Below are 22,422 nucleotides of genomic sequence, written 5' to 3'. Positions count from 1 at the left end.
GTGGTCTGGGGGCCCTCGCGCGGGCGGGGTGCGCCCGAGATCACGCTCGCGCCGTCGATAGTCACGGAATAGGAGCCCGGCCCGCGAGGGTTGTCCCAGGCGATGAACGCCGACGCCTCGACCCCCGCGCCCACCTCCCCCCGGCTGTCCGTGCTGGACCTCGTCCCGGTCCGCACCGGCCAGTCCAGCCCCCAGGCGCTGGCCGCCTCCCTCGCGCTGGTGCGGCGGGCGGACGAGCTGGGGTTCGAGCGGTACTGGTTCGCCGAGCACCACAACATGCCCGCCGTGGCCGCGTCGACGCCGCCCGTGATGATCGCGGCGGCGGCCGCCGTCACGGAGCGCATCCGCGTCGGCTCCGGCGGCGTCATGCTGCCCAACCACGCGCCCCTCGTCGTGGCCGAGCAGTTCGCCGCCCTCGAGGCGCTCGCGCCGGGCCGCGTCGACCTCGGCATCGGGCGGGCGCCCGGCTCGGACCCCGTGGTCACGGCGCTGCTGCGGCAGTCGGGCCCGACCTCGGACGTCGAACGGTTCCCGCAGCACGTGCGCGACATCCTCGCCCTGATGAGCCCCGACGGCGCCGCGCTGCGCCTCGGCGACGGAAACATCTACGACGTCCACGCCACGCCCGCCGCCGACGGCACGCCGACGGTGTGGCTGCTCGGCTCCAGCGACTACTCCGCCCGTCTGGCCGCGGAGCTGGGGCTGCCGTACGTCTTCGCGAACCACTTCTCGGGCGCGGGCGTCGACCAGGTGCTCGCCCTGTACCGCGACAACTACCGGCCCAGCGCCGCCCACCCGGAGCCGCAGACGTTCCTCACGGTGAACGTCGTCGTCGCGCCCACCGCCGTCGAGGCCCACGAGCGGGCGCTGCCCCAGCTGCGGTCGATGGCACGCCTGCGTACCGGCAAGCCGATGGGCCGCGCGGAGACCGTCGAGCAGGCCGCCGCCGAGCCGCTCGACCCGATGGCGGAGCAGATCATCGCCGACATGCGCGCCCGCTGGGTGGTCGGCGAGCCGCACCAGGCCGCGGCCCAGCTCCGCGACCTGGCCACGCGGCACGGCGTGGACGAGGTCATGGTCGTGCCCGTCGCCGGCACCTACGAGTCGGAGCCCCTGGACGCGACCCCCGGCCGCGTCCGGACCCTCGAGCTGCTCGCCGAGGCCCTCTCCGCCTGACGCCCGCGTCAGACGACCGCAGGCGCCGACGCGACCTCGGCGCGGAACACCTCGTCCGCGCGGGCGCGCGCCTCGACGAGGTCGACCGCCGGGGCCATCTCGTCGAAGGCACCGGCGCGGTCGATCTCGGCGTCCACGAACCGCTCCAGCACGGCGGGCGGCGTCGCGACCCCGAGCTCGCGGGTCACGGCCTTGAGCGCGACGACGTCGGCGACGGCGGAGCGCACGCCGGCCGGGAGCGAGCTCTCCGCGACGAGGGTCGGCAGGTCCATCGGCGGGGTGCGGGCCCCGGGGTGGTCCGCCAGCCAGCGCAGGGCGACGGCCGGGCGCAGGGCGTAGAGGAACCGCTTGAGCGAGCCCCCGCCCAGCCGCTGCTGCCGGGCCACGTGGAGGTAGTGCCGGCCCACCGCGCCACGGTCCACGACCTCGCCGGCGAGGGCCAGCAGCCGGTCCTGGAACCCGGCGTCGCCGCGGTAGACGATCGGCGAGCGCAGCCACTCGATCGCGGTGACGTTCCCCTTGACCAGCAGGCGCACGGCCTTGGCGAGGTCCCATCCGTTCACGTCGAGGACGGCGTCGAGCGGCGTCTCGATCACGTCCCGCGCCGGCCAGAGCGACAGGTACCCCTCGGGAGACCGCAGGTAGAGGAACCGGCAGTCGTAGTCGCTGTCCGGGGACGGGAAGCCCCACGCGCGGCTCCCGGACTCGATCGCCCAGGGGATGCGGACCTGGTCGGTCGCCGCGACGCCGTCGAGGCGAGCGTCGATCGCCGCGACGACGGCGCGGTCCAGGGAGGCGGGGACGGCACGCATCGGGCCACCGTAGGCGCGGTCCGCCCCGACGTCCCGCCTTTTCCGCGCCGGGCCGCCGAGGGCCTCGACTACCGTGGTCCGGCAGGTCAGACCCGACGTCGCACGAGAGGCGAACCCCATGACCGACGTGACGGTCGTCCGCGCGGACAACCCCGGCCCGATGACGCTGGACGGCACGCGCTCGTACGTGCTGCGGGCGCCGGGCTCGGCGTCGTGCGTGGTGGTGGACCCGGGCCCGGACGTCGAGGGGCACCTGGCCACGCTCGCCGGCGCCGGACCCGTGGAGGTGGTGCTGGTGACGCACCGGCACGCGGACCACACGGCCGGGTCGGCGCGGCTGCACGAGCTCACCGGCGCGCCGGTCCGCGCGGCCGACCCGGCGCACTGCCACGGCGGCGAGCCCCTGCGCGGCGGCGAGCGGATCGACGCCGCGGGGCTGCGCCTGGACGTCGTCGCCACCCCCGGACACACCGCGGACTCGGTGTCGTTCGTCGTGACGGGACCCGACGACGTGCCGGTCGTGCTCACCGGCGACACCGTGCTGGGCCGCGGCACCACCGTGATCGCGGAGCCGGACGGCTCCCTGCGCGACTACCTCGCCAGCCTCGACGTCCTGGAGCGCGCGGGCGACGGCCGGGTGGGCCTGCCCGGCCACGGCCCCGCCCTCGACGACCTGGGCGAGGCCGTGCGCGCCTACCGCGCCCACCGCCTGGAGCGCCTGGACCAGGTCCGGGCCGCCCTGGCGGGGCTGGGCCGCGACCCGAGCACCGACGACGACCTCGCGGACGCCGTCGTCGCGCAGGTCTACGCCGACGTGGACCCGTCCGTGCGGCGCGCGGCGCGGCAGTCGGTGGTGGCGCAGCTGGCGTACCTGGCCGACGCGCCCGCCTGACCCCGGCACACCCCGGAGGGGGCCCGGGGGCGCGTGTCGGCGGCCCACGGCACGATGGCGGGATGACGGTCACCCCCGCCCCCCGCCCGGAAGCCCGCCCCGCCGTCCGGCTCGGCGTCGCCTTCGTCCCCACGATGGCGCCCGAGTCGCTGCGCGGCCTCGCCACGGCCGTGGAGGGCGCCGGCCTGGACGACCTGTGGGTGTGGGAGGACTGCTTCAAGCAGAGCGGCGTCGCGTCCGCGGCGGCCGCGCTCGGGTGGACGGAGCACGTGCGGGTCGGGATCGGCCTCATGCCGGCGCCGCTGCGCAGCACCGCGGTCACCGCGATGGAGGTCGCCACGCTCGCGCGCATGTTCCCCGGCCGGTTCGTCCCCGCCGTCGGGCACGGGGTGCAGGCGTGGATGGGGCAGGCCGGCGTCCGGGTGGACTCGCCGCTGACGCTGCTGCGCGAGCACACCGAGGCGCTGCGCCTGCTGCTCGCCGGCGAGGAGGTCACGACGTCGGGCCGCTACGTGCACCTCGACCGCGTGCGCCTGGACTGGCCCGCGCCGCGGGTCCCGCTCGTGCTGGGCGGCGTCGGGCCGCGCTCGCTGGCCCTCGCGGGCGAGCTGGGCGACGGCGTGATCCTCGCCAACGCGCTCACCCCCGACGACGTGCGCGCCGCCGCCGAGGCCGCCACGGCCGCGGCGAGCCCGGTGGGCCGGCCCGTGCCCGAGGTGTACGCGACGCTCATCGCCGCCACCGGCGACAAGGCCCAGGAGCGCCTGGACGCCGAGCTGCCCCTGTGGGGCGCGGAACCCGGCCGCGGCATCGGGGCCGCCGGCGACGCCCGCGCCATCGCCGACGCCGTGCTCCGGCTCGCGGCGGCCGGGGCGTCCGCGGTCGCCGTGCAGCCCACGGCGGACGAGCCGGACCTCGCCGGCCTCGTCGAGCTGCTGGGCCGCGAGGTGCGCCCGCTGCTCGAGCACGCCTGACCACGCCCCGCGCCACGACCGACCACCCGCGACGGAGCACCGCCCGACGGAACACCGACGAAGGAGCAGTCATGGACTGGAAGATCGAGCTCATCCACGTGCCCGTGAGCGACGTGGACCGCGCCAAGGAGTTCTACGAGCGCGTGGGCTTCCACGCGGACCACGACCAGCGCGTCAACGAGGACCTGCGGTTCGTGCAGATGACGCCGCCCGGCTCGGCGTGCTCCATCGCCTTCGGCGAGGGCCTCGGCGGCGGGCTGGCGCCCGGTCAGCTCGACGCGATCCAGGTGGTGGTGCCGGACGCCGACGCGGCCCTGGAGCACCTGCGGGGCGTGGGCGTCGAGGCGCAGGGCGTGGACGACCAGCCGTGGGGCCGGTTCGTCACGTTCGCCGACCCGGACGGGAACTCCTGGACGCTGCAGCAGCTGCCGGCGTGGTCCGCCGGCGCCGCGGGCTGAGCCCGCGGCGGCCGGCCGCGACGGTCAGAGCCGCTTGCCGTAGCAGCGCTGCTGCTCGGAGCCCACGTGGTCGCCGAACGAGTCGATCGGCTCGTACCCGATCGCCTCGTACAGGCACATCGCCTCGGGCTGGGCGGTACCGGTCTCGAGCACGAAGCGGCGGAAGCCGACCTGGCGGGCGGCGCGCTCCAGCTCGGCCATGAGCCGGCGCGCGATGCCGTGCCCGCGGGCGTCGGCGTCCACGAACACCCGCTTGACCTCGCCGGTGGCGGCGGGGTGCATGGCGCCCTGGCCGCGACGGTCGTCCGTGCCGGACACGTCCCGCACGGCCGCCGTGCCGACCGCGCGCTCCCCCACCCGGGCGACCAGGGTGACGACGATCGACCGCGGGTCGATGGCGGGCGCGGGGTCGACGCCGCCGTAGCGGACGGACATCTCGGCCTCCTGCGCGGCCCGCAGGCCCGCGGCGGCCGGGTCGTCCCACTCGACGACCTCGACGGTCAGGTCGTCGGGGCGGGCCGCCGGCAGCGTGGCGGTCGCGGTCATGCCCGGACGAGGGCGGCGAGCACCGACGTGAAGAAGCCGAGCCCGTCCGTGCCGCTGCGCGGGCCGTCCTCGCCGTCCGGTCCGAAACCGGCCTCGACGGCGTGCTCGGGGTGCGGCATGAGGCCGACCACGTTGCCGCGCGCGTTGGTGATGCCCGCGATGTCGCGGCGCGAGCCGTTCGGGTTCCAGCCCTGGTAGCGGAACACGACGCGGCCCTCGCCCTCGAGCTCGTCGAGGGTGTGCTCGTCGGCGACGAACTGCCCGTCCTGGTTCTTCAGCGGGATGGTGATCTGCTGGCCGCGCTCGTAGCGGTTGGTCCAGGCCGTCGCCGTGTTCTCGACGGTCAGCACCTGCTCGCGGCACACGAAGTGCAGGTGGTCGTTCTTGACCATCGAGCCGGGCAGCAGGTGCGCCTCGGTCAGCACCTGGAAGCCGTTGCAGATGCCGAGCACGGGCATGCCGCCCTTGGCGGCGTCCACGACGGCGTCCATCGCGGGCGCGAAGCGCGAGATGGCGCCGGCGCGCAGGTAGTCGCCGTAGGAGAACCCGCCGGGCAGGACGACGGCGTCCACGCCGTGCAGGTCGCCGTCCGCGTGCCACAGGGAGACCGGCTCGCCGCCCGCGAGCCGCACCGCCCGGGAGGCGTCGCGGTCGTCGAGCGTGCCCGGGAACGTGATGACGCCGATGCGCGCGGCGTCGAGGGCGGGCGCGGTCATCAGGCGACGACCTCGGCGGAGGCGTCGGCGACGCGCACGACGTCCTCGATGACGGGGTTCGACAGCAGCGTCTCGGCGGCCTGCTGCGCGGCGGCGAGGACCTCGGGGGTCACCTCGCCGTCGACCTCGAGCTCGAACCGCTTGCCCTGACGCACCCCGCTGAACTGGGTGAATCCGAGACGGGGCAGCGCCCCGACGACGGCCTTGCCCTGGGGGTCCAGGATCTCGGGCTTCGGCATGACCTCGACGACGACGCGTCCCACGGGTGCTCCTTGGATCGTGACCGGGTAGTCAGATGGCCGCCGCTCCGGGAGCCCGGCACGAGCGGCGCCGCGGGGGGACGCGCGTGAGAGCGGGAGCACGACGGCGGGATTCCGCGACGAGTCTACCGTCGGCACGCTAGCCTCGGGACGCCGCGGAACGCTGCCGGACGCCGGCGCCGCCGACCCCGCGAGTCCCGACTCCCGCAACGATCCCGAGGAAGCATGTCCGCACCCACTCCGCCGCCCTCCGGCGGCAGCGCCCCCGACCCGTACTCGACCCCCGACGCGGGCTCGTCCGCCCCCGCACCGGAGGGCGCGCCGCAGCCCTACGCGGAGCCCGGCGCGCAGGCCCCGTACTCCCAGTCGCCGTACTCCCAGGCGCCCTACGCCCAGCCCGGGGCGCAGGCCCCGTACGACCCGTCCGCCCCGGCGACGCCGTACGGCGGGCAGCCCCCGTACGGCTACGCCCCGCCGCGCAAGACCGACGGCGTGTCGATCGCGGCGCTGGTCACCGGCATCCTCGGCATGGCCCTCATCCCGCTCGGCCTCGGCATCGCCGGCGTCGTGCGGACCAAGGACCCGGCGCGGTCGGGCCGCGGCCTGGCCATCGCGGGCATCGTGCTGGGCGCGCTGAGCACCGTCGGCTGGATCGTGGTCATCGGCCTCGCCGCGTTCGTCGTCAACAACGACGACTTCCAGGACGCGTTCCGGGACAGCTACCAGGAGAGCTTCCAGGAGGGCGCGGGGCTCGACTACGAGGTGGGCGAGTGCTTCGACTACCCCGGCAGCTCCGCCACGATCGGCGACATCACCCCCGCCGACTGCGCCGCGCCGCACGCGGCCGAGGTGTTCTCGGTGTCCCAGCTCCCCGGCGGCGACTTCCCCGGCGAGTCCGGCGTCGAGCAGGCGTTCACGGACACGTGCGTGCCGGCCTTCGAGTCGTACGTGGGCTCGGACCCCGCCGACACGTCGCTGACCGCGTACTACATCGGCCCGGACGAGGTGTCGTGGACGCTCGGCGACCGCCAGCTCCTCTGCGTCGCCGAGGCGGGCGACGGGTCGAAGCTCGACGCGAGCGTCGCGGGCTCCGGCCTCTAGCGGCTCCGGGGGCGCCTCAGCGCAGGGGCGCCCCCGTCAGCCGCTCGTACGCCTCGAGGTAGCGGTCGCGCGTCCGCTCGACGACCTCGGCCGGCAGCGCGGGCGGCGTGGTGTCCGCGGCGCGGTCCCAGCCGGACGCCGGCGACGTCAGCCAGTCGCGCACGAACTGCTTGTCGAAGCTGGGCTGGGCGTGGCCCGGCTCCCACTCGTCCGCCGGCCAGAACCGCGACGAGTCGGGCGTGAGGACCTCGTCGCCGAGCACCGTGGCCCCGGTCGTCGGGTCCACGCCGAACTCCAGCTTGGTGTCCGCGAGGATGACGCCGCGGTCCCGGGCGATCTCCTCGGCCCGGGAGTAGACCGCGATCGTGAGCTCCCGCAGCCGCGCGGCCGCGTCCTCGCCGACCCGGCGCGCGACCTCCTCGAACGTCACGTTCTCGTCGTGCTCGCCCTCCTCCGCCTTGGTGGCGGGGGTGAAGATCGGCTCGGGCAGCCTCGACCCGTCCACCAGGCCTGCCGGCAGCGGGAGGCCCGTGACCTCGCCGGACTCCCGGTACTCGGCCAGCCCGGAGCCGGTGAGGTAGCCGCGGGCCACGCACTCGACGGGGAACATCTCCAGGCGGCGGCAGATCATCGCGCGCCCCGCGACGACGTCGGGCACCAGGCCGTCGCCCGGCTCCGCGCTCGCCTCGGTGGACACCACGTGGTTCGGCACGAGGTCGGCGAGCTGGTCGAACCACCACAGGCTGAGCTGGGTGAGCACCACGCCCTTGTCGGGGATGCCCGGGGACAGCGCGTGGTCGTAGGCGGACACGCGGTCCGACGCGACGACGAGGACGACGTCGCCCAGCGGGTGCACGCCGCCCAGGGCCGGCAGGTCCGGCTCGTACAGGTCGCGCACCTTGCCGGAGTAGACGTGCCGCCACCCCGGCAGGTCGAGCGGTCCGCCCGCGAAGGCGTCGTTCTGGTCGGCATCGCGCGTGTCGGTCACGCCCCCTAGTGTTCCAGCATGTCGCCCGACGACGGGACCGCCGTCCCCTCCGTGGATCTCCTGCCCTTCCTCGCGGCCTTCCAGCGGGTGTCCGAGCTGGCGGCAGAGACGCAGCAGTCCCGGACCTCCGGCGGCACGACGATCGCCGAGGTCCTGGCCGAGCATCTGGGCCGCGACCCGCGGTCCCTGCCGGTCGTCGCCGAGACGCTCTCGCCCCTGCGGACGGTGGACGCCGACGTCGCGCTCGACGTCCTGGCGGAGCGGCACGGCGGGGGCCGCGTCGTCGGGGTGGGCGGCGGTGAGCAGCGGATGCACTGCTCGCTCTCGGAGATCGTCGAGCAGTCCTCGCAGTGGCGGCAGTTCCCGGTCGGCGCCGTCGACTACACGCGCACCGCGACCGGACCGGACTCCGAGCGCCGCGTGGTCTCCTTCGGGCTCCGGCTCCTGACGGTGGGCGGTACCCCGGTGGCCGTGCTGCAGCGGGCCGCGGCGCCCCGGTTCGGGATGGAGGGGGCGCTCGAGGTGCTCGCCCCGGACCAGGACGACGCGCTCGCGTTCCTCGCCGAGCTGCGCGAGGCGATGGTCGCCCACAGCGTGCTGCGCGGTCAGGTCGTGTCGTTCACCGCGGGCGACTACGAGGCCACGAGCGCCGGCGTCACGTACCACCGGCGCGACCCCGTGCCGGCGGCGGACGTCGTCCTGCCGTCGGGCACGCTCGACCGGGTGACCCGCCAGGTCCTCGGCGTCGCGGAGCACCGGGAGCGGCTGCTCGCCGCCGGGCAGCACCTCAAGCGTGGGGTGCTGCTCTACGGGCCGCCCGGCACGGGGAAGACCCACACCGTCCGCCACCTCGTCGGTCGCGCCGACGGGACCACCGTCATCCTCCTCGCGGGCAGCACCCTCCAGCTGGTGGGGGTGGCCGCCGAGACCGCGCGGGCCATGCAGCCGGCCGTCGTCGTCCTCGAGGACTGCGACCTCATCGCCGAGGACCGTTCGTTCCACGACGGGCCGCAGCCGCTGCTGTTCGAGGTGCTCGACGCGATGGACGGGCTGGCTCCCGACGCCGACGTCGCCTTCGTCCTGACCACCAACCGTGCGGACCTCCTCGAACGGGCCCTGTCGCAGCGCCCGGGGCGCGTGGACCTCGCCGTGGAGATCCCGCTGCCCGACGCCGTCGCGCGGCGCCGCCTCTTCGACCTGTACGGCGGTGGGCAGGGCTTCGGCGGCGCGGCCCTCGACGATGCCGCCGAGCGTACCGAGGGCGTGACGGCGTCCTTCGTCAAGGAGGCGATCCGCCGGGCCGTCCTGCTCGCGGCCGACGACGACCGGCCTGCGGCGGACGGCGACCTGGCCGCCGCCGTCACGGAGATGACCGCCGACGGCGAGCGGATCACCCGCTCGCTGCTCGGGGGCGCGGCGATGGACCCGGCCGACGTCGACGACGTGGACGGCGAGGACGACGACCTCGACGGCGGTGACACCTTCGGCTGGTTCCCGGAGGCCCCCGGCCCCGGGACCTTCCGCCCCGGCCCCTGAGCCGCGGTCCGGCCCGACGGCGTCAGGGGACGGCGACCTCGCCGCGCTCGGCCTTGAGGGCGATGTCGCTGCGGTGGTGCGAGCCGTCCAGGGCGATCCTGGCGACGCCCGCGTAGGACGCGGCACGCGCGGCGGCGAGGTCGGCGCCCCGGCCCACGACGGACAGCACGCGCCCGCCGGCGGAGACGAGGGCGCCGTCGGCGACGGCGGTGCCGGCGTGCAGCACGTGCACGCCGTCGAGCGCCTCGGCGTCGCCGATGCCGGTGATCGGGTCGCCCTTGCGCGGCGACTCGGGGTAGCCCTGGGACGCGACGACCACGTTGACGACGGCGTCGTCGGACCAGCGCAGCGGCTCGATGCCGTCGAGGCGACCGGTGGCGGCGGCGAGGAGGACGCCGGAGAGGGGGGTGCGCAGCCGCGCGAGGACCGCCTGGATCTCCGGGTCGCCGAAGCGGGCGTTGAACTCGACCACCCGGGTGCCGCGGCTGGTCAGCGCGAGCCCCACGTACAGCACGCCCGCGAACGGGGTGCCGCGGCGGGCCATCTCGTCCACCGTGGGCTGCGCGATGCGCTCGACCACCTCGGCCACCAGGCCGGTCGGCACCCAGTCGAGCGGCGTGTACGCGCCCATGCCGCCGGTGTTGGGGCCGGCGTCGTCGTCGCCCACGCGCTTGAAGTCCTGGGCGGGCACCATCGGCACCACGGCGGCGCCGTCGCTCAGGCAGAACAGCGACACCTCGGGGCCGTCGAGGTACTCCTCGACCACCACGCGGCCGTCGGCGCCGCGCGCGTCGAGCGCTTCGCGGGCGTGCGCGAGGGCGGCGTCGCGGTCGGACGTCACGACGACGCCCTTGCCGGCCGCGAGCCCGTCGTCCTTGACGACGTAGGGGGCTCCGAACGCGTCGAGCGCGTCGGCGACCTGGTCGACGGTGGTGCACACGTGCGCCATGGCGGTCGGCACGTTCGCGGCGGCCATGACGTCCTTGGCGAACGCCTTGGACCCCTCGAGGCGGGCGCCCTCGGCCGACGGGCCGAAGCAGGCGATGCCGGCCTCACGGACGGCGTCGGCGACGCCGGCCACCAGCGGCGCCTCGGGGCCGACGACGACCAGGTCGACGCCCAGGGTCCGGGCGAGCGCCGCGACGGCGCGGCCGTCGTTCGCGTCGACCGGGTGCAGGGCGGCCTGCGCGGCCATGCCGGGGTTGCCCGGGGCGGCGTGCAGCTCGTGCGCGGGCTCCTCCGACGCGAGGGCGTGGACGATGGCGTGCTCGCGGGCACCGGTCCCGACGACGAGGATCTTCACGGGCGACCATGCTAACGACCCCGGCGGCGGGGGTGCCGCGTCGTCCGCCGCCGCGGCCCGCTCAGGGCTGCGGCAGTCGGGCCATCCCGTAGACGCGGTCGACGCGCAGGCGCAGCACCTGGCGGCGGTCGGCCACCATCGCCCTCCGGAACTCCTCCCAGGCGGGGTGCTCCTGGCGGGCCGCGACGCGGAACGTCTCGACCAGCTCGTCGGTGGCGGCATCGTGCGGGTCGGCGGCCACGTCGCTCAGCTCGGCCGTGCCGTCGAGGACGGCGTAGCTCCAGAAGTCGGGCGCGCTCACGTGCAGAGAGACGCGCGGGTCACGGGCGGCGTTGCGCGTCTTGGCTCGGTCGGCCGTGACGGACACGCGCGCCGTCCGCGACTCCGCGTCCCACGCGTAGAGCACGTTGGACAGCTGAGGGCGACCCTCGCGCCGCAGGGTCGTGAGGACCCCTTGGTGGCCGTCCGCCACCAGGGCGAGCAGGGCCCGCTGCTCGTCCGTCCCGGTCGTGCTCGACGTCGTCATGCCGGGACAACCGGGCAGGTCAGGCGGATGTTCCCGTGGGCACCGTGGCGTCCTGCCCCGACCGGACGAGCGAGGCGGCGACAAAGCCGTCCGCCACCAGGTCCGCGACCGCGTCGCGCAGCCACGCGACGGCGGCGGGGTCGCGGTCGCGACCCGTGGCCACGGCCTGGCGGATCTCCGTGAACCGCGGCTCGACGGCCCGCAGCCCGGGGTGCTCGGCGACGTACCGCGTCAGCGGCTGCCGGATGCCGGCCGCCACCTCGAGGCCGTCGGCCTCGAACACGGTGGTGCCGTCGGCGCCGCGCACCACCTCCGCGTGCTGCAGCGTGCGGGTCAGGTACAGGTCGTAGGCGGAGCCCTGCTTGACGCCGACCCGCACGCCCGGCCGGTCGACGTCGTCCGCGGTGCGCACGGGCGAGCCCTCCGGGACGGCGAACACGCCCTCGATGAGCACGTACGGCGCGGTGAACGCGACCAGCGCCGCCCGCTCGGGCTCGACGGCCAGGAAGCCGACGTCGACCCGGCCCTCCGCGACGGCCGCGAACGACAGCCGTGCGGCGTCCACGCACTCGAGGCGCACGGGCACGCCGAGACGGCGCGCAAGCTCCCGCGCGAGGTCGACCGTGACGCCCGACGGGGCGTCCGGCGTGCCCTGCGCCAGCACCGGGTTGCCGAGGTTGACCACCGCGCGCAGCTCCCCCTGCGGGGCGAGCGCGGCGAGGACCTCCGGGGAGACCTGCGCGGGAGCCCCCACGTCAGCGCGCGTGGATCAGGTCGTGCACGGGGATGATCTCGTCGCGGCGCGGGCCCACGCCCACCGCGGAGACGCGGCAGCCGGAGAGCTCCTCGAGCCGGGCGAGGTACGCCTGCGCGTTGGCGGGCAGGTCCTCGACGGTGCGGGCGCCGGAGATGTCCTCCCACCAGCCCGGCATCTCCTCGTAGATCGGCTTCGCGTGGTGGAACGCGGACTGGTCGTCGGGCATCTCGTCGTAGCGCGTGCCGTCCACGTCGTACGCGACGCAGACCGGCACCTTCTCGAGGCCCGTGAGCACGTCCAGCTTGGTGACCACGAGGTCGGTGAGCCCGTTGATGCGTGCCGCGTAGCGGGCGATGACGGAGTCGTACCAGCCGCAGCGGCGCGCGCGGCCCGTGGTGACGCCGTACTCGCCGCCGGTCTTGAGCAGGTACTCGCCCATGTCGTCGAACAGCTCGGTGGGGAACGGGCCCTCGCCGACGCGCGTCGTGTACGCCTTGATGACGCCGATGACGGAGTCGACGCGGGTGGGCCCGATGCCCGAGCCGGTCACCGCGCCGCCGGCGGTCGCGCTGGACGACGTGACGAACGGGTACGTGCCGTGGTCGATGTCGAGCATCGTCGCCTGCCCCGCCTCGAACAGGACGTTCTTGCCGGCGTCCAGCGCCTGGTTCAGCACCAGGGGCGTGTTCGCGACCATGGGGCGCAGGCGCTCGGCGTGCGCGAGCAGCTCGTCGACGGTCTCGTCGATCTCGACGGCGCGACGGTTGTAGACCTTCACCAGCAGGTGGTTCTTCTGGTCGAGGGAGCCCTCGACCTTCTCCCGCAGGATCTTGGGGTCGAACAGGTCCGCGATGCGGATGCCGACGCGGTTGATCTTGTCCGCGTACGCCGGCCCGATGCCGCGGCCCGTGGTGCCGATGCGGCGCTTGCCCAGGAAGCGCTCGGTGACCTTGTCGAGCGTGCGGTGGTAGCCGGCGATGACGTGCGCCTGGCTCGACACCAGCAGGCGGGAGACGTCCACGCCGCGCTCGATGAGGTCGTCCAGCTCCTCGAACAGCACGTCGATGTCCACGACCACGCCGTTGCCGATCACCGGCACGACGCCGGGCGACAGGATGCCGGAGGGCAGCAGGTGCAGGGCGTACTTCTCGTCGCCGATGACGACGGTGTGCCCCGCGTTGTTGCCGCCGTTGAACTTCACGACGTAGTCGACCCGTGACCCGAGCAGGTCCGTGGCCTTCCCCTTGCCCTCATCGCCCCACTGGGCACCGACGAGCACCACGGCTGGCATGAAATCTCCTCGCGTCGACGAGGCCCGGCATGTCACCCGTCAGGCGGGCCTCCTCGGCCGGACCGCGCCCGAGTTTACCTGCCCGTGACCTCGTGCGTTGAGCCGCCGCGACGGGCGTCCCGACGAGCTCAGCCGGCGGGGTGGTGCGACGCGGGTGCCGGCTGTGCCGGGGCGGACTCGCACCGGTGGTCGCGGTCGATGCGGAACAGGTCGAGGGCACCGCAGACCTCGAGGACGAACAGGTCGCGCTCGTCGGCGCCGCGCAGCACGGTGGCTCCGCCGCGCTTGCGGCCGGAGTCGGCCAGCGAGATGAGGAACGCGGCGCCCGTCGAGTCCATGAACGTGACCCGGCACATGTCGATCACCAGCAGCTGACGGCGCAGCCCGACCACCCGGGTGGCGATCTCCGGGAACTGGTCGCGCTCCGCGAGGTCGAGGTCACCGGCGATCACGAGCGTCGTCGTCGTCGATGACGTCGCGATCTCGATCATGCTGCCGAGCGTACCCGCGACGGGCGTTGCACGGCGCCCCAGGCGCGAGGCCCGGCTCCCGGGCCAGAATGGGGCCCATGACCTCCCCTGTGGACGACCTGCTCGCCGGCCCGCCCCCGACCCGCCTGCCCGACGACCACCCCCAGGTGCGCGACGGCCTCGACGTGGGCGCGGACCCGGCGCAGCTCGCGGCCGACCACCCCGCGTCCTCGCTGGCCTGGGCCGTGCTGGCGGAGCGCACCCTCGACGGCGCGGGCGCCGGGCCCAGCGCCGCGCGGTCCGTCACGGGGTACGCGTACGCGCGCACCGGCTACCACCGCGGGCTCGACGCGCTGCGCCGGGCGGGCTGGCGCGGCCAGGGCCCGATCCCCGCCGACCACGAGCCGAACCAGGGCTTCCTGCGCGCCCTCACGGCCCTCGCGACCGCGGCCGCCCAGATCGGCGAGACCGCCGAGGCCGAGCGCTGCGAGCAGTTCCTCCGCGACTCCGGCACGTCCTCCGACGAGGTCCGCGCCCTCCGCGACTGACCCGGGCGCGACCCGCGACACGACCCCCGGCCCGGCGCCGAGGTGCCGCACGACGGCACCCCGGGAGTCAGCCGGGGGTCACCGAGCTCGCGTGCAGCTTGGCCCACACGAGCTTGCCGGACCCGGCGGGCCGCCACCCCCAGTCGGCCAGCCGCTCGACGATCTGCATCCCGAACCCGCCGACGCGGTTGGGGTGGCCGTCGGTGGTCACGGGCGGGGCGGGGTTGGAGTCCTCGACCTCGATGCGCAGCCCGTCGCCGGTGTCGAAGAGCCGCAGGGCGATGTTGCCCCACCCGTGCAGCACGCCGTTGGCGACCAGCTCGGAGACGACGAGCTCCGCGGACGCCGACTCCGGCAGCCCCCACGCCTGGCAGGTGCGCAGCACGGCGTGCCGGGCGCGGCCGATGGACGCGGGCTCGCTGGGCAGCAGCCACCGCCGCGAGCGGGGGCTCAGCGGCTGGATCTCGGCGTCGGCGACGGGGTCGGGCACGCGGACGACGACGAGCGCGACGTCGTCCTCGGGCGCGTCGGCGAGCCGGGACAGCAGCTCCTCCCCCACGCCGGCGGCGTCGCGCGCGGTGATGCGCGCGGACGTCTCGACGAGGGCGTCGAGACCGACCTTGAGCGACCGGTCGCGGCGCTCGATGAGGCCGTCGGTGTAGAAGAGCAGCACGTCGCCGCGGCGCAGCTCCGCCTGCCCGGTGGTGCGGGGGCGCGAGCCGAAGCCCACGAGCGACCCGGCGCCGCCGGCGAGCTGCGTGACGGTGCCGTCGCGCAGCAGCAGCGGCGGCAGGTGGCCGGCGCGGGTGTACTGGACGGTCCAGGCGTCGCCGTCGGGCTGGTGCCGGAGCGTCGCGTAGACCATCGACGCGGAGCGCGGGATCCGCATGCCGGTGACGAGCTGGTCGACGCGGTCCACGACGATCCCCGGCGTGGCGAGCTCGAACGCGTACGACCGGACCACCGACCGCAGCTGCCCCATGGCGGCGGCGGCCTCGACGTCGTGCCCGACGACGTCCCCGACGACCAGCCCGACGGTGCCGTCGCTGATCTGCAGCACGTCGTACCAGTCGCCGCCCACCTGGGCGTGCTCGGCGTTGGGCGCGTAGTACGTCCACACGTCGAGCCCGGAGACGTCGGCCTGCTCGGGCAGCATGGCGCGCTGCAGCGCCTCGGCGAGCCGGTGCTCGCGCGCGTACAGGCGCGCGTTGTCGATGGCGGTGCCGGCGCGGCGGGCGACGACCTCGATCACGGTGTGCACGTGCTGCGGCTCGGGCGCCGTGGGCCGGGGGTCCTCGGTGACGGTGCCGTCGGCGGCGACGCCGACGCCGTGCCAGGTGGCGAGGAGGCCGAGCACGCGGCGGCGGCCGGCGACGGCGTGCACGACGACGGCGCGCGGCAGGGCCCCGGTCTCCTCGACCACGCGGCGCAGCAGGTCGCGGCGCAGCCACCCGGAGGCCGAGTGCGCCGGGAAGCGCGCGTCGAGGCGCAGCATCACGGGCCCCTCGACGACCCCCTCGAGCAGGTCCTGGACCTCGTCGCGGGTGGGCTCGTGGGCCTCGTGCGGCTGCCCGTCCGCGGCCTCCCCCTCGGGGGCCTCGGGGACGTAGCGGGCGTGCCTCCGGCCGCGGCCGCTCGGCGGCGAGGCGACGTCAACGCCGTCGGCGAAGAGCAGGCCGTCGTCGTTGACGTAGAAGCCGGCCCAGGGCACGAGCGAGCGCAGCAGGTCGGCGATGTCGCGCAGGGCGTACGGGTACTCCAGGTCGCCCAGCAGCTCGGTCGTCTGGGCGATGAGGTCCAGGTCGGCGCGCTCGCGGCGCTCCACCTCCAGGGAGGCGAGCTGGGCGGCCTGCCGTTCGACGTGGGTCGAGACGTCGGTGGCGGTGCCGAACCAGCGGCCGGCGGAACCGTCCGCGTCCCGCACGGGCGACACCGTCAGCTGCCACCAGGTGAGGGCGCCGTCGGCGCGTCGGCCGCGCACCATGCGCGTCGTGGGTCGTCCCGCGCGCAGCTCGTCCTGGCTGCGCGCGCGCTCGGCGTCGTCGTCGACGAGCGACAGCAGCGGGTGCTCCCCGAGCAGGGCGAGCTCGGCCACGCCCATGCCCGTCTCCCGGGCGAAGGCGTCGTTCACCCACAGCACGGGCATGCCTTCGTCCCACGGTCCGGTCACGAAGACCGGGAAGATGGCGTCCGCGATCGCGGCGTCAAGAAACCCCTCGGGAAGGGGCGGCACAGGACCGGATGATTCGGTCATAATGCCTCCACTGCCAAGATTCCCCGCCCTGGTTGGTGTTCTTGCTGGTCATTCAACCGTAGATTGGTGTCGGCCGAGACTCGAGATGAACGCCCCGCGCGTGGAAGGAGCACCGTGCACGACGGATCGAACACGACCCCACGTGACCTGCGGCGTGCGGACGTCAGGGAAGCGGATCTGCCGCCTGAGCTGGGCGATCCCGCCAGCGTGCACGTCATCGTCGGGGCCTCGCGCGCCCGCGTCGTGCTGTCCGGCGAGATCGACGCCGACATCGGCGCGGAGCTGGGCGAGGCGATCTCCGACGCCGAGGGCTCCGGGCTCCCCGTCGAGATCGACGCCCACCACGTCACGTTCATGGACTCCTCCGGCGTGGCGTTCCTCGCACGGCTCGCGTCGCGCAGCCCGCACCGCGTGCGGGTGCTGCGCGCCCCGCCCACCGTCCGCTTCCTCCTCGAGGTCACGCGCATCGGCGAGCTGCTGGAGATCGTCGACGTCGACCCGGGCTTCGACCTCGAGACCCCGGCACCCCGATAGGCGGCGACGCCGTGCGGCTCTCGCCGAGGTAGTCGAAGGGGCGGCCGGCACCATGTGCGGACCGCCCCTTCGAACTACCTCGCCGAGTGTCGAGCTACCTCGGCGCGAGGGTCACATCTTGTGGCCGGCGGAGCGCAGCTGCTGCGCGGCCTCGACGATGCGGGCGGCCATGCCGGCCTCGGCCAGCTTGCCCCAGGCGCGCGGGTCGTAGGCCTTCTTGTTGCCCACCTCGCCGTCGATCTTGAGCACGCCGTCGTAGTTCTTGAACATGTGGTCGACGACCGGGCGCGTGAACGCGTACTGGGTGTCGGTGTCGATGTTCATCTTGATGACGCCGTTGTCGACGGCCTCGGAGATCTCCTCGGCCGTGGAGCCCGAACCACCGTGGAACACGAGGTCGAACGGGTTCTCCTTGCCGATCTCGTCGCCCACGGCCTTCTGGATGTCCGCGAGGATCGACGGGCGCAGCTTCACGGCACCCGGCTTGTACACGCCGTGCACGTTGCCGAAGGTGAGGGCCGTCAGGTAGCGGCCCTTCTCGCCCGCACCGAGCGCCTTGACGGTGGCGAGGCCGTCCTCGGCCGTCGTGTAGAGCTTGTCGTTGATGGCGGCCTCGTGACCGTCCTCCTCGCCGCCCACGACGCCGACCTCGATCTCGAGGATGGTGCGCGCGGCCTGCGAGAGCTCGAGGAGCTCCGCGGCGATGACGAGGTTCTCCTCCAGCGGGATGTCCGAACCGTCGAACATGTGCGACTGGAAGGTCGGGTTCTTGCCGGCCTTGACCTGCTCGGCCTCGAGGGCGAGCAGCGGGCGCACCCAGGAGTCGAGGTTCTTCTTGACGCAGTGGTCGGTGTGGATGGCGATGTTCACCGAGTAGTTCTTCGCGACCTCGGTGGCGTAGGCGGCCAGGGCCAGCGAGCCGACGACGCGGTCCTTGATCGTGGCGCCCGAGGCGTACTCGCCGCCGCCGACGGAGACCTGGATGATGCCGTCCGACTCGGCCTCGGCGAAGCCCTGGAGCGCGGCGGTGACGGTCTGCGACGACGTGATGTTGACGGCGGGGTAGGCGAACTTGCCGGCCTTCGCCCGGTCGATCATCTCGGCGTAGACCTCGGGGGTTGCGATAGGCATCTGCGGTACTCCAATGACGGGGCGTACGAGGATGCAGCGGGGCTTCGTCGCGACGGGCGCCGTGCGACCCGCATGCACCCGGATTTTCTCACGTCCGCGTCATGGGAGTCACGTTCCGTCGGCTGGGTGAGACGGCGCGAGCCACCGCGAGGCCCACGCGTGCATCGCGATCGCCCCCGCGGCGCCCGCGTTGAGGGAGCGCGTGGACCCGTGCTGGGTGATGTGGAGGACGACGTCGCACGCGTCCTGGGCCTCCGGCGTGAGGCCCGTGGACTCCTGCCCGAACAGCAGCACGCACCGCGCCGGCAGCGCGTAGCCCTCCAGCGGCACCGACCCGGGCACGTTGTCGATCCCGACCACCGGCAGGGCGGCGCCGTCGTCCGCCGTCGCCGCCCACGCGGCCAGCGCCGCCGCGTCCGGGTGGTGGTGGGTGTGCAGGTAGCGGTCGGTCACCATGGCGCCGCGCCGGTTCCACCGCCGCCGCCCGACGACGTGCACGCCGGCGGCATTGAACGCGTTCGCGGTGCGCACCACGGAGCCGATGTTGAGGTCGTGCGCCCAGTTCTCGATGGCGACGTGCAGCTGCCGGTCGGCGGGGCGGCGGGCGTCGAGGTCGGCGACCACCGCCTCGACGGTCCGGTACCGGTACCGGTCGACGACGTTGCGCCGGTCGCCGTGCGCCAGCAGGTCCGGGTCGTAGCGGGGGTCCGGGGCGCCGTCGGGCGTGCGCGGCCACGCGTCCGGGCCGCCGGGCCAGGGGCCGACGCCGACCTCGCGCTCGTCGGCGCTCACCGGCCGGCCAGCCAGTCGTCGTAGGTCGTGGTGCCGACGGCGGCGTCGGGCACGAGGTTGCGGCCCGCGCGGAAGAACTCACCGAGCGGCCCGGGCAGGGGCACACCCACCGGCACCCGCCGCGAGCCGTGCGCCCGGCGCCACGCGCGGGCCATGGTGCGGACGGCGAGCACCTGCGGGCCGCCGACGGTGGCCGTCGGCGCGCCGCTGGGTCCCGGCGCGGGCGCGACGCCCAGCGGGTCGTCGCCCTGCGCGGCGTCGACGAGGGCGCGGGCGACGTCGCGCAGGTCGATCGTCTGGAAGCGGCAGCCGCGCGGGTACGGCAGCAGGCCGAGGCGCGACCAGGCGCCGAGCCGGCTGTCGGCGCCGAAGAAGATGCCGAGGAACTCGTGGAACTGCGTGACCCGCACGACCGTCACCGGCGCGGGCCCGGCCGCGTACACGCGCTCCTGCTCGGCGTGCGCGCGGTAGTACGGGTACGCGCTCCGGTCCACCGCGGCGATCGAGAGCACGACGACGCGGCCGGCGCCCGCGCGACCGGCCGCCTCCGCGACGCGCCGGGCGCCGGTCGTGAACACGGCCTGCGCGCCGGGAGTCATGCCGTTGCTGGTGTCGACCACGGCGTCCGCGCCGTCGAACGCGGCGGCCAGGGCCGAGATCACGGCCGCGTCGTCGTCCGCGAGCAGGTCCACCGCGTGGTGCGCGGCGCCGAGGGGACCTTCCGGCCGACGGCGCGACACCACGCGCACCTCGTGCCCGCGCGCCTCGGCCTCGCGCACGACGGCGCGGCCCGCGTGCCCGGTCCCGCCCACCACCACGATCGTCGTCATGGGCCCATCCTGGCGGACGCACGCGGGCGGCCCGCGCACTAGGGTGAGCGGGTGAGCGAACGACGGATCGAGTGCTGGCTGACCGACATGGACGGCGTCCTCGTGCACGAGGGTCAGGCCATCCCCGGGGCCCCGGAGTTCATCCGCGCCCTGCGCGACGCGGAGCGGCCGTTCCTCGTCCTCACGAACAACTCGATCTTCACGCCGCGCGACCTGCGCGCCCGCCTCTCCACGTCCGGCATCGACGTGCCGGAGGAGGCGATCTGGACGTCGGCGCTCGCGACGGGGCAGTTCCTGTCGGACCAGGTGCCGAACGGCTCGGCGTACGTGATCGGCGAGGCCGGCCTCACCACCGCGCTCTACGAGGCGGGCTACACGCTCACGGAGTCGAACCCGGACTACGTGGTGCTCGGCGAGACGCGCACGTACTCCTTCACCGCCATCACCAAGGCCATCCGCCTGGTGCGCGACGGGGCCCGCTTCATCGCCACCAACCCGGACACCACCGGCCCGTCGGCCGAGGGCCCGCTGCCCGCCACGGGCGCCGTGGCGGCGATGATCCAGGCCGCCACCGGGCGCTCCCCGTACTACGTGGGCAAGCCGAACCCGATGATGTTCCGCTCCGCGCTCAACCGCATCGACGCCCACTCCGAGGTCACGGCGATGATCGGCGACCGCATGGACACCGACGTCGTCGCGGGTATCGAGGCCGGCCTGGAGACGTTCCTCGTCATGACGGGGTCCACCACCCCCGACGAGATCGACACCTACCCGTTCCGCCCGTCGCACGTCGTGGACTCGGTCGCGGACCTCATCGGCCGTGTCTGACGACGCCCCCTTGCCCCCCGGGGACTCTCGGGGACGACGCGGCACGTGGATCGCGGTGGCCTCGATGGCGATCGGCGCCGGCATGATCCTCTGGGTGCTGACCCGCCCCGTCGGCTACGCGTCGTTCGGCTGGTTCGCGTACGCCCCGCTGTCTGACACCGTGTTCGTCCCGGGGTCCTCGCGGCTCATGGGGATGTGGGTGCTGTTCGGGCTGGGCGCGCTGCTGACCGGCCTGGGCGGGGGCTTCCTGCTCGGCCGTCGGCGACGCTGAGCAGGCTCAGGCGAGACCCTCAGGCAAGGCCGAGGTCCGCCAGGTCGAAGAGGTAGTGGTAGGGCACGCCGAGCGCCTCGATCTTCTCGCCGGCGCCGGTGGCGCGGTCCACGATCGTGGCGCAGCCCAGCACCTCGGCGCCCGCGGCACGCAGCGCCTCGATGGCGGTGATGGGCGACCCGCCGGTCGTCGTCGTGTCCTCCAGGACCACGACCTTGCGGCCCGCGACCTCGGGGCCCTCGATCTGCCGCTGCATGCCGTGCGCCTTGGCCGCCTTGCGGACCACGAACGCGTCGAGGTCCTGCCCGCGCGACGCGGCGGCATGCAGCAGCGCGTCCGCGATCGGGTCCGCCCCGAGCGTCAGGCCGCCGACGGCGTCGACCTCCGCCGTGCCGAGGCCGACCTCCTCGAGGTGGTCGAGCAGCACGTGGCCCACCAGCGGGGCGGCCCGGTGGTGCAGGGTGATGCGGCGCAGGTCGACGTAGTAGTCGGCCTCCTTGCCGGAGGACAGCGTCACCTTGCCGTGCACGACGGCGAGCTCGGTGATGAGGTCGCGCAGCTGCTCGCGGGGCGTGGGGCCGAAGGAAGCGTCGGAGGTCGTCACGGGGACCAGGGTACGGGGCGGGCCCCGCCGGGACGACGGCGCGTCAGCGGTACTTGCCGACGGCGCGGACGGCGGACCGCGGCGCGAGGCGCAGCAGGGCGGAGGCCGTCTTGTACCGGACGGACGGGGTGGAGATGACGACACCGCGGCGGACGTCCGCGAGCGCGTCGGCGACGACGCGCGGCGCGTCCAGCCAGCCCGCCTCGGGGACCGTCGACATGTCGATGCCGGCGCGGTCGTGGAACTCCGTGCGCACGAACCCGGGGCACAGGGCGGTGGCGGTGACGCCCGTGCCCTTGAGCTCGACCGCGAGGCCCTCGGTGAACGTCCGCACGAACGCCTTCGCGGCGGCGTACGTGCCGCCGGCGGTGAGCGCGGCGACGGACGCCACGTTGAGGATGGCGCCCCGCCCGCGGGCCGTCATCTGCCCGGTCGCGGCGTGGGAGAGCACCAGCACCGCGTGCACCATCACGTCCAGGGCCCGCAGCTCGACGTCGAGGTCGCCCCCGACGAACCGCTGCGCGGTCGCGAACCCGGCGTTGTTGACGAGCAGGCCCACCGGTCGCCGGTCGTCGCCCTCCTCGTCGCCGGTCACGGCGAGGCGCTCGGCGACGCGGTCCAGGTCCTCGGGGACGGAGAGGTCGGCGGGCAGCACCTCCACCCGCACGCCCGCGGCGGCGCGCACCTGCGTGGCGACCTCCTCGAGGCGGTCGACGTCGCGCGCGACGACGACGACGTCGTGTCGCGCGGTGGCGAGCTGCCAGACGAACTCCAGGCCGAGGCCGGCTGTGGCGCCGGTGACGAGCGCGGTACCCATGGGGGCA

Annotated in this window: 26 protein-coding genes; 10 read left to right on the top strand and 16 right to left on the bottom strand. The window is 74.9% G+C overall.

All coding sequences use genetic code 11. The features are described from left to right. Positions 1 to 102 precede the first annotated feature (102 nt). Positions 103 to 1,176, top strand: coding sequence for an LLM class flavin-dependent oxidoreductase (locus tag ACFU9A_RS04840; protein ID WP_430574128.1), 1,074 nt, complete (start codon positions 103 to 105; stop codon positions 1,174 to 1,176). Positions 1,177 to 1,184: 8 nt separating this feature from the next. Here ACFU9A_RS04840 and ACFU9A_RS04835 read toward each other — a convergent pair whose 3' ends face one another. Next, positions 1,185 to 1,988 (bottom strand): DNA polymerase beta superfamily protein, encoded by an 804-nt coding sequence (locus ACFU9A_RS04835; RefSeq protein ID WP_430574127.1) that lies wholly within the window; start codon positions 1,986 to 1,988, stop codon positions 1,185 to 1,187. Positions 1,989 to 2,106: 118 nt separating this feature from the next. Here ACFU9A_RS04835 and ACFU9A_RS04830 point away from each other — a divergent pair, with 118 nt between their 5' ends. The 3 genes from ACFU9A_RS04830 to ACFU9A_RS04820 all read left to right on the top strand — a co-directional run bounded on the left by ACFU9A_RS04830 (position 2,107) and on the right by ACFU9A_RS04820 (position 4,312). Then, complete coding sequence (locus tag ACFU9A_RS04830) at positions 2,107 to 2,880, top strand: MBL fold metallo-hydrolase (protein WP_430574126.1); 774 nt, start codon at positions 2,107 to 2,109, stop codon at positions 2,878 to 2,880. Between the two features lie 62 nt (positions 2,881 to 2,942). Further along, entirely contained in the window at positions 2,943 to 3,854 is a 912-nt protein-coding gene (locus tag ACFU9A_RS04825) for an LLM class flavin-dependent oxidoreductase (protein WP_430574125.1), read from the top strand. Between the two features lie 71 nt (positions 3,855 to 3,925). Next, positions 3,926 to 4,312: a VOC family protein gene (locus ACFU9A_RS04820; protein WP_430574124.1), complete on the top strand. Its 387-nt coding sequence runs from the start codon at positions 3,926 to 3,928 to the stop codon at positions 4,310 to 4,312. A gap of 24 nt (positions 4,313 to 4,336) precedes the next feature. On the opposite strand, the gene ACFU9A_RS04815 is transcribed toward ACFU9A_RS04820, so the two are convergent. From ACFU9A_RS04815 to purS, 3 genes are read right to left on the bottom strand one after another with little or no spacing between them, the layout of a single operon-like run. After that, the gene (locus ACFU9A_RS04815) at positions 4,337 to 4,858 is read right to left on the bottom strand and encodes a GNAT family N-acetyltransferase (protein ID WP_430574123.1); all 522 of its coding nucleotides are present in this window, start codon (positions 4,856 to 4,858) and stop codon (positions 4,337 to 4,339) included. Continuing rightward, the gene (gene purQ, locus ACFU9A_RS04810) at positions 4,855 to 5,574 is read right to left on the bottom strand and encodes a phosphoribosylformylglycinamidine synthase subunit PurQ (RefSeq protein ID WP_430574122.1); all 720 of its coding nucleotides are present in this window, start codon (positions 5,572 to 5,574) and stop codon (positions 4,855 to 4,857) included. The genes ACFU9A_RS04815 and purQ overlap by 4 nt, the downstream gene beginning before the upstream one ends. Further along, on the bottom strand, positions 5,574 to 5,837 hold the full coding sequence (gene purS, locus ACFU9A_RS04805) for a phosphoribosylformylglycinamidine synthase subunit PurS (RefSeq protein WP_430574121.1): 264 nt from the start codon (positions 5,835 to 5,837) through the stop codon (positions 5,574 to 5,576). Before purS ends, purQ begins: the two co-directional genes overlap by 1 nt. Before the next feature lie 222 nt (positions 5,838 to 6,059). Here purS and ACFU9A_RS04800 point away from each other — a divergent pair, with 222 nt between their 5' ends. Further along, entirely contained in the window at positions 6,060 to 6,935 is an 876-nt protein-coding gene (locus ACFU9A_RS04800; RefSeq protein ID WP_430574120.1) for a septum formation family protein, read from the top strand. Positions 6,936 to 6,951: 16 nt separating this feature from the next. Here ACFU9A_RS04800 and ACFU9A_RS04795 read toward each other — a convergent pair whose 3' ends face one another. Next, positions 6,952 to 7,923 (bottom strand): phosphoribosylaminoimidazolesuccinocarboxamide synthase, encoded by a 972-nt coding sequence (locus ACFU9A_RS04795; protein WP_430574119.1) that lies wholly within the window; start codon positions 7,921 to 7,923, stop codon positions 6,952 to 6,954. An 18-nt stretch (positions 7,924 to 7,941) separates the two neighbouring features. On the opposite strand from ACFU9A_RS04795, the gene ACFU9A_RS04790 reads away from it, so the two are divergent. Further along, a complete protein-coding gene (locus ACFU9A_RS04790; protein ID WP_430574118.1) occupies positions 7,942 to 9,459 on the top strand; it encodes an AAA family ATPase in 1,518 nt (505 codons plus the stop codon). 22 nt (positions 9,460 to 9,481) lie between these two features. Here the strand turns inward: ACFU9A_RS04790 and purD are convergent, their stop codons facing one another. The 5 genes from purD to ACFU9A_RS04765 form a co-directional block, all read right to left on the bottom strand. After that, a complete protein-coding gene (gene purD / locus ACFU9A_RS04785) occupies positions 9,482 to 10,762 on the bottom strand; it encodes a phosphoribosylamine--glycine ligase (protein ID WP_430574117.1) in 1,281 nt (426 codons plus the stop codon). 61 nt (positions 10,763 to 10,823) lie between these two features. After that, complete coding sequence (locus tag ACFU9A_RS04780) at positions 10,824 to 11,288, bottom strand: PPOX class F420-dependent oxidoreductase (protein ID WP_430574116.1); 465 nt, start codon at positions 11,286 to 11,288, stop codon at positions 10,824 to 10,826. 19 nt (positions 11,289 to 11,307) lie between these two features. After that, positions 11,308 to 12,042 (bottom strand): transporter substrate-binding domain-containing protein, encoded by a 735-nt coding sequence (locus ACFU9A_RS04775; protein ID WP_430574115.1) that lies wholly within the window; start codon positions 12,040 to 12,042, stop codon positions 11,308 to 11,310. Between the two features lies 1 nt (position 12,043). Next, positions 12,044 to 13,336 (bottom strand): adenylosuccinate synthase, encoded by a 1,293-nt coding sequence (locus ACFU9A_RS04770; RefSeq protein WP_430574114.1) that lies wholly within the window; start codon positions 13,334 to 13,336, stop codon positions 12,044 to 12,046. Between the two features lie 128 nt (positions 13,337 to 13,464). After that, on the bottom strand, positions 13,465 to 13,827 hold the full coding sequence (locus ACFU9A_RS04765; protein ID WP_380326122.1) for an STAS domain-containing protein: 363 nt from the start codon (positions 13,825 to 13,827) through the stop codon (positions 13,465 to 13,467). 68 nt (positions 13,828 to 13,895) lie between these two features. On the opposite strand from ACFU9A_RS04765, the gene ACFU9A_RS04760 reads away from it, so the two are divergent. Beyond that, positions 13,896 to 14,354, top strand: coding sequence for a DUF3151 domain-containing protein (locus ACFU9A_RS04760; RefSeq protein WP_430574113.1), 459 nt, complete (start codon positions 13,896 to 13,898; stop codon positions 14,352 to 14,354). A gap of 67 nt (positions 14,355 to 14,421) precedes the next feature. Here the strand turns inward: ACFU9A_RS04760 and ACFU9A_RS04755 are convergent, their stop codons facing one another. Next, positions 14,422 to 16,587 (bottom strand): SpoIIE family protein phosphatase, encoded by a 2,166-nt coding sequence (locus ACFU9A_RS04755; RefSeq protein WP_430574112.1) that lies wholly within the window; start codon positions 16,585 to 16,587, stop codon positions 14,422 to 14,424. 228 nt (positions 16,588 to 16,815) lie between these two features. Between ACFU9A_RS04755 and ACFU9A_RS04750 the strand changes: the two genes are divergently transcribed. Then, a complete protein-coding gene (locus tag ACFU9A_RS04750) occupies positions 16,816 to 17,142 on the top strand; it encodes an STAS domain-containing protein (protein WP_139820970.1) in 327 nt (108 codons plus the stop codon). A 111-nt stretch (positions 17,143 to 17,253) separates the two neighbouring features. On the opposite strand, the gene fbaA is transcribed toward ACFU9A_RS04750, so the two are convergent. The 3 genes from fbaA to ACFU9A_RS04735 all read right to left on the bottom strand — a co-directional run bounded on the left by fbaA (position 17,254) and on the right by ACFU9A_RS04735 (position 19,895). After that, the gene (gene fbaA / locus ACFU9A_RS04745; protein WP_430574111.1) at positions 17,254 to 18,273 is read right to left on the bottom strand and encodes a class II fructose-bisphosphate aldolase; all 1,020 of its coding nucleotides are present in this window, start codon (positions 18,271 to 18,273) and stop codon (positions 17,254 to 17,256) included. A gap of 108 nt (positions 18,274 to 18,381) precedes the next feature. Next, entirely contained in the window at positions 18,382 to 19,065 is a 684-nt protein-coding gene (locus tag ACFU9A_RS04740; protein WP_430574110.1) for a TrmH family RNA methyltransferase, read from the bottom strand. Next, complete coding sequence (locus ACFU9A_RS04735; RefSeq protein WP_430574109.1) at positions 19,062 to 19,895, bottom strand: SDR family oxidoreductase; 834 nt, start codon at positions 19,893 to 19,895, stop codon at positions 19,062 to 19,064. The genes ACFU9A_RS04740 and ACFU9A_RS04735 overlap by 4 nt, the downstream gene beginning before the upstream one ends. Positions 19,896 to 19,982: 87 nt before the next feature. Here ACFU9A_RS04735 and ACFU9A_RS04730 point away from each other — a divergent pair, with 87 nt between their 5' ends. Then, positions 19,983 to 20,723: an HAD-IIA family hydrolase gene (locus ACFU9A_RS04730; protein ID WP_430575340.1), complete on the top strand. Its 741-nt coding sequence runs from the start codon at positions 19,983 to 19,985 to the stop codon at positions 20,721 to 20,723. Between the two features lie 64 nt (positions 20,724 to 20,787). Then, entirely contained in the window at positions 20,788 to 20,994 is a 207-nt protein-coding gene (locus ACFU9A_RS04725; RefSeq protein WP_430574108.1) for a hypothetical protein, read from the top strand. Positions 20,995 to 21,013: 19 nt separating this feature from the next. Here ACFU9A_RS04725 and pyrE read toward each other — a convergent pair whose 3' ends face one another. Both pyrE and ACFU9A_RS04715 read right to left on the bottom strand, forming a co-directional pair. Continuing rightward, the gene (gene pyrE, locus ACFU9A_RS04720) at positions 21,014 to 21,598 is read right to left on the bottom strand and encodes an orotate phosphoribosyltransferase (RefSeq protein WP_430574107.1); all 585 of its coding nucleotides are present in this window, start codon (positions 21,596 to 21,598) and stop codon (positions 21,014 to 21,016) included. Positions 21,599 to 21,641: 43 nt separating this feature from the next. Continuing rightward, entirely contained in the window at positions 21,642 to 22,415 is a 774-nt protein-coding gene (locus ACFU9A_RS04715) for an SDR family NAD(P)-dependent oxidoreductase (RefSeq protein WP_430574106.1), read from the bottom strand. Between the last annotated feature and the right edge of the window lie 7 nt (positions 22,416 to 22,422).

Source organism: Isoptericola sp. NPDC057653 (assembly GCF_042799955.1).
In the GTDB taxonomy this organism is placed as follows: domain Bacteria; phylum Actinomycetota; class Actinomycetes; order Actinomycetales; family Cellulomonadaceae; genus Isoptericola.
This window is presented reverse-complemented; position numbering and strand designations above follow the sequence as displayed.